This window comes from Alteromonas naphthalenivorans (assembly GCF_000213655.1).
In the GTDB taxonomy this organism is placed as follows: domain Bacteria; phylum Pseudomonadota; class Gammaproteobacteria; order Enterobacterales; family Alteromonadaceae; genus Alteromonas; species Alteromonas naphthalenivorans.
On record NC_015554.1, the window covers coordinates 1,796,359 to 1,808,672 of the forward strand.

12 protein-coding genes are annotated in these 12,314 nt (G+C 43.6%); all 12 read left to right on the top strand.

The annotated features are described in order from the left end of the window. Positions 1-72: 72 nt before the first annotated feature. The 12 genes from AMBT_RS07740 to proQ all read left to right on the top strand — a co-directional run bounded on the left by AMBT_RS07740 (position 73) and on the right by proQ (position 12,312). A complete protein-coding gene (locus AMBT_RS07740; protein WP_013784059.1) occupies positions 73-1,260 on the top strand; it encodes a thiamine pyrophosphate-dependent dehydrogenase E1 component subunit alpha in 1,188 nt (395 codons plus the stop codon). Further along, positions 1,260-2,237 carry an alpha-ketoacid dehydrogenase subunit beta gene (locus AMBT_RS07745; protein ID WP_013784060.1) on the top strand — a complete coding sequence of 326 codons (978 nt, stop codon included), beginning with the start codon at positions 1,260-1,262 and terminating at the stop codon, positions 2,235-2,237. Before AMBT_RS07740 ends, AMBT_RS07745 begins: the two co-directional genes overlap by 1 nt. 15 nt (positions 2,238-2,252) lie before the next feature. Then, positions 2,253-3,662, top strand: coding sequence for a 2-oxo acid dehydrogenase subunit E2 (locus AMBT_RS07750; RefSeq protein ID WP_013784061.1), 1,410 nt, complete (start codon positions 2,253-2,255; stop codon positions 3,660-3,662). Positions 3,663-3,923: 261 nt separating this feature from the next. Further along, the gene (locus tag AMBT_RS07755; protein WP_013784062.1) at positions 3,924-4,775 is read left to right on the top strand and encodes a 23S rRNA (adenine(2030)-N(6))-methyltransferase RlmJ; all 852 of its coding nucleotides are present in this window, start codon (positions 3,924-3,926) and stop codon (positions 4,773-4,775) included. An 85-nt stretch (positions 4,776-4,860) separates the two neighbouring features. Beyond that, entirely contained in the window at positions 4,861-6,756 is a 1,896-nt protein-coding gene (locus AMBT_RS07760; RefSeq protein WP_013784063.1) for a protein kinase domain-containing protein, read from the top strand. Further along, positions 6,749-7,612: an acyl-CoA thioesterase gene (locus AMBT_RS07765; protein WP_013784064.1), complete on the top strand. Its 864-nt coding sequence runs from the start codon at positions 6,749-6,751 to the stop codon at positions 7,610-7,612. Before AMBT_RS07760 ends, AMBT_RS07765 begins: the two co-directional genes overlap by 8 nt. Before the next feature lie 56 nt (positions 7,613-7,668). Next, positions 7,669-8,187: a gamma carbonic anhydrase family protein gene (locus tag AMBT_RS07770; RefSeq protein ID WP_013784065.1), complete on the top strand. Its 519-nt coding sequence runs from the start codon at positions 7,669-7,671 to the stop codon at positions 8,185-8,187. A 577-nt stretch (positions 8,188-8,764) separates the two neighbouring features. Continuing rightward, the gene (locus AMBT_RS07780; RefSeq protein ID WP_013784066.1) at positions 8,765-9,886 is read left to right on the top strand and encodes a pyridoxal-phosphate-dependent aminotransferase family protein; all 1,122 of its coding nucleotides are present in this window, start codon (positions 8,765-8,767) and stop codon (positions 9,884-9,886) included. Between the two features lie 235 nt (positions 9,887-10,121). Next, positions 10,122-10,862, top strand: coding sequence for an SIMPL domain-containing protein (locus AMBT_RS07785; protein WP_013784067.1), 741 nt, complete (start codon positions 10,122-10,124; stop codon positions 10,860-10,862). A gap of 12 nt (positions 10,863-10,874) precedes the next feature. After that, a complete protein-coding gene (locus AMBT_RS07790; protein ID WP_013784068.1) occupies positions 10,875-11,336 on the top strand; it encodes a free L-methionine (R)-S-oxide reductase MsrC in 462 nt (153 codons plus the stop codon). Next, the gene (locus AMBT_RS07795; RefSeq protein ID WP_013784069.1) at positions 11,333-11,623 is read left to right on the top strand and encodes a hypothetical protein; all 291 of its coding nucleotides are present in this window, start codon (positions 11,333-11,335) and stop codon (positions 11,621-11,623) included. Before AMBT_RS07790 ends, AMBT_RS07795 begins: the two co-directional genes overlap by 4 nt. A 17-nt stretch (positions 11,624-11,640) precedes the next feature. Then, positions 11,641-12,312: an RNA chaperone ProQ gene (proQ, locus tag AMBT_RS07800; RefSeq protein WP_041452862.1), complete on the top strand. Its 672-nt coding sequence runs from the start codon at positions 11,641-11,643 to the stop codon at positions 12,310-12,312. The last annotated feature ends 2 nt before the right edge of the window (positions 12,313-12,314 follow it).

A 12,314-nucleotide genomic window follows, 5' to 3' on the forward strand; every position in this document is an offset into this window, starting at 1 on the left:
CAACATACTTCCACTAGCATAGTGAACATAGCAATCTCGCTTTCGAATCCTTCAAATTGCAGGGAGATTATTGTGGAAGATAGAAATCATCTCGGAAAAATTAAAACAACAAACAGGGTTGAAGTTATCGGCAACGGGTTAATTGATATTCCCATGCTTCAATTGCTTAAATCAGATGGAAGTGAGCATGAAAACGCACAGCTTCCAGAGCTTGACCAAACCCTGGCGTTAAAAATTCACGACACCATGGAATACATCAGAATTCTCGATGAGCGAATGGTGGCGGCGCAGCGCCAAGGTCGAATTAGCTTCTATTTAGCAAGTACTGGTGAAGAAGCCGCTGCCGTTGCTAGTGCAGCGGCGTTATCTCCCCATGACATGATCATGAGTCAATACCGTGAACAGGGTGCACTTGCTTTTAGAGGCTATACAACTGATCAATTCATGAATCAAATGTTCAGCAATAAAGCCGACCCCAATAAAGGAAGGCAGATGCCTATCCATTATGGTGATAAAGCGCTGAATTTTATGACTATATCGTCTCCATTAGGAACCCAAATACCACAAGCATCAGGTTATGCCTACGGGCAGAAAATGGCAGGTAATGAAGCCGTCACTATTTGTTACTTTGGCGAAGGCGCAGCTTCGGAAGGGGATTTCCATGCAGGCGTAAATATGGCTGCGGTACTTAATTGCCCGGTTATCTTTTTCTGTCGTAATAATGGGTATGCCATTTCAACGCCGTCAGAAGAACAATTTGCTGGTGATGGTATTGCATCACGCGGAATTGGCTATGGGGTAAAAACGATTCGGGTCGATGGTAATGACCCTTTAGCGGTATTCGCCGCGACGCAGGAAGCACGCCGTATAGCGTTAGCAGAAATGTGCCCGGTATTAATAGAAGCCATGACTTACCGACTTGCTGCGCATTCTACGTCTGACGATCCCACGGGCTATCGTTCTAGAGATGAAGAAGATAAATGGCGCGCAAAAGATCCAATCGCCCGAATGGCGAATTGGCTCACCCATAAAGGTTGGTTTGATGAAAAGCAAAATAAAGCCAAGGTAGATAAAGCGCGTCAAGACGTGCTCGCGGCGCTGAAAGTCAGTGAAACCATTCCTATTTGCGGCATAGAGGAAATAGTTGAAGATGTTTATGACAGTGTACCCTGGCATTTACAAGATCAGCTTACTTCGCTAAAAGCTCATATTAAACAATACCCTAAAAAATATCCTAAAACGTCTGGGAGTGTTCGCTAATGGCTAAAATGAACTTACTACAGGCAATTAACAACGCGTTAATTACTGCCATGACAGCCGAAGAAAAAGTCATGGTGTTTGGTGAAGACGTTGGCCATTTTGGTGGGGTATTTAGAGCTACCAGTCATCTACAAGAAAAATTTGGCAAAGGCAGGTGTTTTAATACGCCGCTTACCGAACAGGGCATTATTGGATTCGCAAACGGGCTTGCATCACAAGGCGCTTTCCCTGTTGCTGAAATTCAGTTCGGTGATTACATTTTCCCCGCGTTCGATCAAATCGTAAATGAAACGGCCAAATGGCGTTATCGTTCAGGCGGCCAATTTGATGTTGGCGGCCTTACCATACGCACGCCATATGGTGGCGGTATATCGGGTGGTCATTACCACAGCCAATCGCCAGAGGCATTTTTCGCCCACTGCGCAGGTTTAAAAGTGGTTATTCCACGAGACCCTTACCAAGCTAAAGGTCTGCTTCTAGCGTCTATTCGTGATAAAAACCCGGTGCTGTTTCTTGAGCCAAAACGTTTATATCGCGCGTCTATTGCCGATGTACCTGAAGAAGATTATGAACTGCCTCTCGGTAAAGCCGATTTAGTACAAGAGGGCACAGATATCACCCTATTAGGGTGGGGGGCACAAATTGAGATTTTGCAGAAAGCAGCTGAAATGGCGCTAGATGATGGCGTGTCGTGTGAAATTATCGATTTGCGCTCAATTTTACCGTGGGACGCCGAAGCAGTCATCAGTTCGGTTATGAAAACCGGTCGACTTCTTATTAATCATGAAGCGCCGCTCACTGGCGGCTTCGCCAGCGAAATTACCGCCACTATCCAAGAAAAATGCTTTTTGTATCTAGAAGCGCCTATTACGCGTGTTTGTGGTTTAGATACACCTTATCCACTTGCTCATGAAACCGAATATATGCCTGATGAAACTAAAACCTACGAAGCTATCAAGCGCTCATTACATTATTAAAAGGGAGCCAATAATATGAATATTGATTTTATTTTACCTGATATTGGCGAAGGTATTGTTGAGTGCGAAATCGTCAAGTGGAATGTGAAAGAAGGGGATGTTATTGCTGAAGACCAAAGTGTGGTTGAGGTAATGACAGATAAGGCTGTGGTAGAAATTCCTGCTAAGCATTCAGGCACGGTACATAAGCTTTATTATAAACAAGGCGATATTGCAGAAGTGCATAGCCCACTATTTGCCCTTGATACTGATGAAAGCGCTAGCGAAAGCCATCTAAATAGCGCCGAAGACCCAACGGCTGTCGCTACAGATGAGCAAGCAGGCAAAGAACAAAAAGTAAACGAAAATACAAACCATCGCGCAACGCCTGCAAACAATAATACCAGTGAGCAAGGGAACGCGGCCATTAATGAGAAATGGCAAGATGGGGATTTTGAGCCTCCTATCGCTATACCAGGAAAAGTACTGGCAAGCCCTGCAGTACGTCGTATTGCAAGAGAGCACGAGATTGATTTACTTGCCGTTGCGGGGAGTGGCAAAAAAGGCCGTATTTTAAAACATGATGTCAGCCATGCTAGCGCGACCGGCGTAAGCGCAAACATTGATGAAAGCCCCGGTGAGAGCTCTGGTGAAAGCCCCGATGAAAGCTTCACTATGTCAAATGCCATGGGCGAGGCTAACAATATGTCGCGCTCTAAAGTGAATAACACAGCAAGCGAAGCAAGCTATACCGAAAAAGTACGAGGCATTCGGGCCGCTATGGCAAAACAAATGGTGGCGTCAGTAAATACCATTCCTCACTTTACGGTGAGCGATGAAATTAGGATGGATAAGCTAATTGCGTTAAGACAGTCGCTAAAACCTATGTTTGAAGCAAAAGGAATAAAGCTTAGCTTTATGCCATTTTTTGTAAAAGCATTGTCGTTGGCGTTAAAAGAATTTCCCATCATTAACAGCCAATTAAACGAAGATGGCACTGAGCTTACTTATTTTAATCACCATAATATCGGCTTTGCTGTTGACGCTAAAATTGGTCTTTTAGTGCCTAATGTTAAAGGCGTAGAACACCTTTCTTTGTTTGATATCGCCCAGCAAATGCATACCACTATCGAGCAAGCTCGAGAAGGTAAATTAAGCGGGGATGCACTTAAAGGTGGCACTATCAGCATTTCAAATATTGGCGCTATTGGTGGCATTACAGCTACACCGGTTATTAATAAGCCAGAAGCTGCTATTGTCGCGCTGGGCAAAACGCAAACCCTTCCTCGCTTTGCCGCTGACGGTAGCGTTGAAGCGCACAGTATTATGATGGTGAATTGGTCTGGCGACCACCGCATTATTGATGGTGCCACTATGGTTCGCTTCAATAATCTCTGGTCTAGCTTCATCGAGGAGCCAGAAACCATGCTAATGCACTTGAAATAGCGATAGGTATTTTTAACGTGGGCGGTAGGCCCACAGCCTAGTGATTGATAATTATTTAAATGTGAACACTAATATCAAAATGGTTTGATCCAAGTGCTTTGAATTTAATTACAGAGCGCTTATTGATGGGAAGCTTTTTTATATCGCGGTTAATTGCAAGGAACTGGGTTGTCGGGCTTGTGTGGATGTTAGGCCAAGCGTTATTATTGACTGCTAAACTACAATTTCCTGCGCAGTTTGCGCGTCAACTCATGGTATATCGTGCTTAGCTATCAACATGCATTTCATGCCGGCAACCACGCCGACGTTATCAAACATCTTTGTTGGATGGGCGTAATAAGCCATCTAAAGAAAAAAAATAAGCCTTTCACCCTCTATGATACACATAGTGGTGCTGGGCTTTATCAGCTCGATGATGCTTTAGCATCCAAAAATAAAGAGTATGAGTCTGGTGTAGATAAAGTGGCAAACCTATCGGCAAATTCGCCTTTGTTGCAATCCTATTTGTCGCTATGTAACGGGTTTTTAAGTGATAGATGTTACCCGGGTTCACCGGCTATTAGCGCCAAACTAAAACGTGATATCGATGTGTTGCATCTTATGGAGTTACATCCAGCTGAACACGAAAAACTTGATGATGCCATGTGGCAAATTGGCGATAGCCAGAGCCATGTTCATCACAGGGATGGTTACGAAGGCTTAATTGCACTGACGCCACCATCACCTAATCGTGGCGCGGTATTAATAGATCCGCCTTACGAGAAGCTTTCTGAATACCAAGATGTAGTCAGTGCGGTGAAGAAAGTATTAGCACGTTGGCAGCAAGCGCAAATGGTAGTGTGGTATCCGTTACTATCACAGAGAGCTGGGGCTAAAAGTGGGGCTAGCCAGCAAATGTGTCAGTCGTTATCAGCACTAGGTAAGCCTTGTTTCATTATTGAACTTACCGTTGAAGAAAATACCGCCGATGCTGGCATGTACGGTTCTGGCTTATGTGTCATCAATCCACCTTGGCAACTTGATGTCAGTATGCGTGAAGCCCTTGATGAGATCACGCCGTTATTAGGAAGTAACGCTGCGTACACATTGACATGGCTAACTACTGAAGAGTAATCCCTTTAGCTTGTACTTATAAACGAATACCGAAAACGAGTTAAAACACATAAGCGTAAACATTAAAAAGAGGTAGGCAATTGGCATGTCTCAGGTAAAAGGGTTAACGCATTTTTATATACCCGATGAGCAGTCTATTTATTTGCTCTCGCATGCTGATGCTAAAAAGCTCAAGGATTGGGTAGCACTGTGCATCGACCAGTTAGCTAGTTTAGGTTATCGCAATATCTCCCTATTGGGAAAAGGGGCGTTTGGTTTTGCATTTGCAGGTACCGCGCCCAATCAAAACCCAGGCTCAGGTTCAAGCTTTAGTCAAAGCTCAATCGCTCAAGAACACGTCTTTAAGTTTTCTCGAATAAATCTTCCTCAGCATGTACAAGAACGGCTTGAGGAAGAAGCCTTTATGCTATCTCAAGTATCTCATCCTTATGTGCCTGCATTGGTTGAATATCAGCAAATAGGTAAACAATCTATTTTGGTGATGGGCCGTGCCCCTGGCGACGATCTTGAAAAAGTAAGTTTGGCTCGTGGGCCACTGCCGCCAAGGATCATAGTGAAAATAGCGGTACAGCTTGGTGATTTGTTGCAGTGTTTTCGGCAGCATACGCAAAATGGCAATGCCAAACCTATCGTTCATGGCGATATTAAACCTTCTAACTTGGTATGGGACGAATCTACAGAGAGCATTGGGCTTATCGATTGGGGCTCATCTGTGTTTGCACAAGTAGATGAAAATGGTCAGTACACCAGTAACAATGTGATGGATTTGATGTCTAGCGAGCTTCACCAAACAAACGCCCGATTAGGTGATGTTTATTTTATTGGAGAAGAGCAGTTAAATGGGGCGTTATCATCACCACGCTTCGATGAGCAAGGTATGGCAAGCACGCTATATGCTTTAGCATCTGGGCAATCATGTCGGTATGGCCATCAGGTTATTCGCCCTTCATCGTTAGGCTTGCCAAAAATGCTAGCAAGCATATTAGAATACATGCTCAGTGACGACCCAAAGAAAAGGCAACAAGGAGGAGATTACTTCTTCAATAATTTGCACGTGCTAAAACACATGGTGTTTTCTAAAGACACCGTTTTGCAGTATGTACCGAGTATTCCTACGTGGGTTACGCCATCGCAAGATGACATTGAAACCGTTGTTTACAGCTCTCGAAAATCTTATTTGCGCCAGCAATCGGTATTAGAAGATGCTTCATTACGGTATATCGATGATGCCCAGTTCGATCGATATTACAAAAACTTTTTGCAAGGCATGGGCGATACCGAAAAAGCCTTTGTGTCGGCAATTAGTCGTCTTGGCCGGTATCCCGTTGTTGGTGGTATGGCAATTCGCTGGGAGCCAAACGGCGTTTATGTAGACTCCAGTTTAAATCTACACGACGCGGCATTAAAAACAGCTTTCGAACTTGCGGTTAACAACGTGATTAACCTTGCACGCGCTATTCATAAGCCTGGGGTATTTAAATGCTGCATGTTTAACGCTAAAAACACGCTGCATATCGAACGAGAAACCGAGAACGATGCGTTTGTACCAACATCTAAATGCGTAATACCGTTTGATTTGTCCCGCGCATCGGTGGCACAAGATGAATCTAGAACCCATTCTTACTTTGAGGATGGCGACGATCCAGATGAGCTTTTGAAATTACCTGAGCCTATTATTACAATTATTAAAGAGCTGAATACGATTCATCACACTGGCTGTATTATCTTTGAAGCCTTAAGTACCCATTTAAAGATTCATAGTTATTACACATTGCTCAATCATCACGAGCAAGATAGGTTTTCTGAATTATTAGCCAAGTTAGTTGAACATGTGCCGTCAATAAAAGGGCTAGGCATTTCAGGCTTTATGAAGTTACCCTATAAAGACACGCGATTTTTTGAGCATAGGGCGTATTTACCTGAAAAATACTACCCAAGAAACCCGAACGCTGAGCAACAAGAGAAAGAAAAGCATGCCTGAGGTTAAATTATCTTCGTTATTTGAATTAGAAACTGTTGAAGCGGGTTTGTATCGCGGACAAAGTTGGGATTTAGGCTTTCGCGCATTATTTGGTGGTCAAGTTTTGGGGCAGGCGTTAGCTGCGGCTTATGAAACGGTAGACAAAGACCGTGTTGCCCATTCGTTCCATACTTACTTTTTGCTACCCGGCGATGCAAAGAAACCTGTGGTCTACGATGTAGAAGTAGTGCGAGATGGTCGTAGCTTTTCTGCCCGAAGAGTAAAAGCAATTCAAGATGGTCGAAACATCTTTTACATGACAGCATCGTTCCAAGTGCCAGAAGAAGGAATGCATCACCAGCAAGCGGATATGCCTGACGTACCACCGCCACAAGAAGTGCAGTCTGATATCGAGTTTTATGAAAAGAACTTCGACAAAATTGCCCGTCCTATGCGAGAAGCATTAAGTTATCATCGCCCGGTAGATATCCGTACTATTGGTGCGGCGAATTCCTATCAGTCTAATCGCCAACCGGCTAAACGCTATATTTGGATGAAAGCAAGGAATGAGCTTGCTCCAGAGATTACACTGCAACAAGCGGCATTAGCGTATGCTTCTGATTACCACTTTTTAAGCACGTCACTACAGCCTCACGGAATTTCAGTCACCGACAAATCACTACGTATTGCGACTATCGATCATGCGATGTGGTTTCACCGCCCCGTTAATATGAATGAATGGTTATTATATGTAATGGAAAGTCCGTTTAGTGGCGGAGCAAGAGGTTTGGTGAGAGGTCAGATTTTCACTCAACAAGGTGAGCTGGTAGCCTCTGCTACGCAAGAAGGCTTAATGCGACAAGTCGATGTCGACTAACAACATATCAACACTGTATTTTGAGCCAACTATAAAAATATTAACAAGGAACGCTTATGCAATATTCTCTTGATACGTTAACGCCCAAGTGTGATAGCACCAGTTATGTTGCCCCCGGCGCACATGTTATTGGCAACGTGATATTAAAGCCCCATAGCAGTGTATGGTTTAATGTGGTCATTCGCGCAGATATGGATGCGATTACGGTAGGGGAGCTCACGAACGTACAAGATGGTAGTGTGCTTCATACCGACTCGGGCATTCCTCTAACGTTAGGTAAAGGCGTAACCGTGGGTCACAAAGTCATGTTGCATGGCTGCACCGTAGGTGACTACTCCTTAATTGGTATCAACGCGGTGGTGTTAAATGGCGCGAAAATTGGCAAGTACTGCATTATTGGCGCTAATACGTTAATTACCGAAAATATGGAAATTCCAGACTACAGCTTAGTGGTGGGATCACCGGGAAAAGTGGTAAAGCAGTTCGATAGCAGTGTAGAGGAAAAGCTTCAAGCATCTGCAGCGCACTATGCGCATAATGCCACGCATTACAATAAGCACCTTTCTGAAGTTTAATCAGTATGCGCAAGCCAAATTATCATGTCTTATGTAGGAATAACCGCTAACCGCTATTATTCTTGCCACTTCCATTATGTCGTTGTATTCCTGCGCTTCATTTCAGCGCTTTATTGCAGAGCGTTTGGTCAAAGGAAGTTATACCTGTCCCATAAAAAATGCCCAGAACATAGGTTCTGGGCATAGGGGAATGGCTCATTGCTGAGCCGTGCGCTAACTATTGCAAGGGAGAAGTGCATGCAAATTCTTTCAGACGGACAATAACTATAGTCCATATTTGTTCATTTTATAAACTAAACATTGTGAAATTTATTTTACAGACCCCTTAATCTAAATAAAATGATAATAACTTCTGAAAAATCATAGGCTTTTTACTGGTCGGAGTTTCTGATTTTTTTTCAACGCTTTTATCCTCATGATACGCACGGGTTATCCACATCTTGCTCAATGTTCACTTTGTTATGGGGTGAAGTGATTCCATTCATGTTAATTATGTTCATAACAAGCTGTTGTACCCAGCCGTTAAGATTGTAAGAATGCAGGTACGCTATTGTTACTATTATTGTTAAGGACTGATATGCAAACGCATTCCACTTTTCTTCCGCCTGAGCGCACATTAATGGGGCCTGGTCCTTCAGACGTAAACCCTCGTATTCTTAACGCTATTGCTAGGCCAACTGTTGGTCATCTAGATCCGCTATTTATCGAGCTTATGGATGCTACCAAACAGCTGCTTCAATACGCATTTAAAACTGAAAACGCATTAACAATGCCTATTTCAGCCCCGGGATCCGCCGGGATGGAAGCCTGCTTTGTTAACCTTGTGGAGCCAGGTGATAAAGTATTGGTGTGCATCAACGGCGTGTTCGGCAACCGTATGGTTGAAAATGTTGAACGATGTGGCGGTCAAGCTATCGTGATTAAAAACGATTGGGGCAAGCAAACCGATTTGAACGCGGTAGAAGATGCACTTAAAAAAGAGGCCGATATTAAAGTGCTGGCTTTCGTACATGCAGAAACCTCAACCGGTGTGAGAAACGATGCAAAACGGTTATGTGAACTTGCAAAACAATACGACTGTTTATCGATAGTCGATGCCGTAACCTCTTTAGGCGGTATTGAGCTAGACGTAGACGGGTGGGGCATTGATGCCATTTATTCGGGGTCACAAAAGTGCTTAAGCTGTGTACCAGGAATTTCACCCGTATCGTTCAGCGACCGTGCAGTGCATGTTATTCAAAACCGCAAAACCAAAGTGCAAAGCTGGTTTTTAGACATGAACTTAATTGTGGGGTATTGGGGGAAAGGGGCTAAGCGTGCTTATCACCATACTGCACCGGTAAACAGTATGTATGCATTTTATGAAGCCCTACTTATTTTAAAAGAAGAAGGCTTAGAAAACGCATGGCAACGCCATCAAACTGGGCATAACGAGCTGGTGGCTGGACTCGAAGGCTTAGGTCTTTCACTTGCCGTAGATGCTGAATATCGCCTACCTCAACTCAATGTAGTGAACATTCCAGACGGTGTTAATGACGCTGAAGTTCGCGCAAGACTACTTAACGATTTCAATTTAGAAATTGGTGCTGGTTTGGGTGAGTTTGCTGGTAAAGTATGGCGCATTGGATTAATGGGCTATGCGTGTAAACCACGCAATATCGATCATTGCCTTACATCGTTACAAAAAGTACTAAAATAAAAAATACAGATTAGGGCATAAGTTTACGACACATCAAAAGTGGGCCATCGGGCCCACTTTTTATTATCGCCATTGGGTAAGCCTATAAAGCAAAAAAAGTTAAACGCTTTTTATTAAAACTGACGTATCAGTTAACTCGCCTGTTTTATGAATGATTTAGTTGCGGTTCATAATACGTTCACTTACCGTTACTTATGATTTGCCTGAACTAATGATAATAAACACGGAGTTTTTAATGAATTCAATCAGTAAACTAGCGATGCCTCTTAAACGTACTGCCACAGGCAAGCGCTTATCACCGATGATATTATTAACGGGCATTGTTGCTACAATGCTTAGTACGGCATCAATGGCTCAGCCTCAGCAACAACTTATCCATGTTCAAGGCACAGGCGCTATGTCAGTCACGCCTAATGCATATTCAGTCACCTTTGTTATTGAAGAACAGGGCGAAACCGTTGGTAAGCTTAACACGACCCTTGCTTCCGATTTGCGCGCTGTTGTTAGCTTTCTGCTAGAACAGGGTATTGAGCGCAATAACATTCAATCTATGCAAGTTCGTTTAACCCCACGCTATGTGAACAGTCCTAATGGCCGAGTACAAGAAGGGTTTACGTTAAGTCGCGAAATATCAGTGACTGATTCCAATATCGAAAACTATGATAAAGTATTGGATGGGGTGCTAGGCCGTGGCGTTGACCGCATTCAACAATTCTCGTTTGTTAGTACAACGCAAACCAACGCATACCAAACTGCATTAGTTGCAGCGGTGAAGGATGCAAAGGCAAGAGCGGCACTTTTAGCGAAGGAATTAGGCGTTGAAGTGGGCGAAGTAGTTGCAATCTCTGAATCTGGTGGCAATATGCCCGTTCCAGTTATGCGTGCAGATGCGTTTGCCAAAGAAATGTCTGTTTCTTTACCAGGGCAAGAAACGGTTGAAGCGCGCATAAACGTTAGTTTCACTATTATTCAATAGCAGGGTAACCGTTTGAAAGAAGAACAATACGCCCAGTTAATAAGCCAGGCGAAAAGCCTGGTTGCTGGTGAGCACGATGTCATTGCCAACATGGCAAACATCAGTGCACTACTTTTTAACCATCTCGATAAGGTAAATTGGGCTGGTTTTTATTTTTATAAAGAAGCGCAGTTAGTGTTGGGTCCTTTTCAAGGACAACCCGCTTGCATCCGTATTCCTATGGGGAAGGGGGTGTGTGGTACTGCCGCTGAAACCCGCACAGTACAGCGTATTGCAGATGTTCACGGCTTCTCTGGCCACATTGCCTGTGACGCCGCTTCTAACTCCGAAATCGTCATTCCTCTTGTAGTAAATGGCGAACTAATTGGTGTTTTAGATATCGATAGCCCAGAATTTTCTCGTTTCGACGAGCAAGATGAGCTTGGGTTGTGTAAAATAGCCGATATACTTATTGAATCTCAGCAATCGTTATGAAATACAACGTTGACATCCATGTAGTACTATCTACTTATGAAGATATGGAAGACAATCACGATGACCCTGATGAAGCGTCAGAACGATTGAATTTCGTACTTCACGCAATTTATGATAGAGCCGATGAAGATATTGAAACCCATCGGCTTGAACAATTATTGCAACACGGTTGGGAGTCTTGGCAACAAGATAAACATTTATTAGAAATTGATGATGACGAATTACTCGATTGGGTTGACCACGCGCTGGCAACTTGGGATGATGAGAGTAATGAAGAAATCTCTTGAATAATTTAGAAAGTTTAATGGAATCACCAGAAAAGTTTACTAGCAGTAAGGAAGTTATCGCTTTCCTTTCCGAGACCTTCCCTAAATGCTTTAGTATTGAAGGCGAAGCCCTACCACTTAAGATCGGCATCTTTCAAGATTTAGCCCAGCGTTTAGAAAGCGAAGAACGAGTGAGTAAAACACTACTCCGCTCTACACTTCGTCACTATACAAATAGCTGGCGTTATCTCTACAGCATCAAAGAAGGCGCTAACCGTGTCGACTTAGATGGTGTTGAAGGGGAAACCATTGAAAAAGAGCATGCCGATCATGCACAGAAGCAGCTAGAAGAAAGCAAAGCGAAAGCCGCCGAAAAGCGCAAAGCTAAGCAAGCTCAGCAGCCTCAAAAGAAAGAAAAACGTCAATTTGCACGTCCGAAATCTTCAGGTTCTACACCTGCAGGCAGCAACAAAGAAGGCCAGCAGGGAACTAAACCGAAAATTCAGAGACCAACTAAGACACCACCGGCTAAATTGACTGATGCCGATATGCAACAAGGTACAAACGTAACGGTTAAATTAGGTAAAACACCTATGCCAGCCGTTATTACCGAAATTGCTAAAGACGGTATTCATGTTCAGTTAGACTCAGGTATGGTGGTAAAAGTAAATGCAGATGCTTTACGTTTGGCACGCTCCAAGAGGTCGTAAAT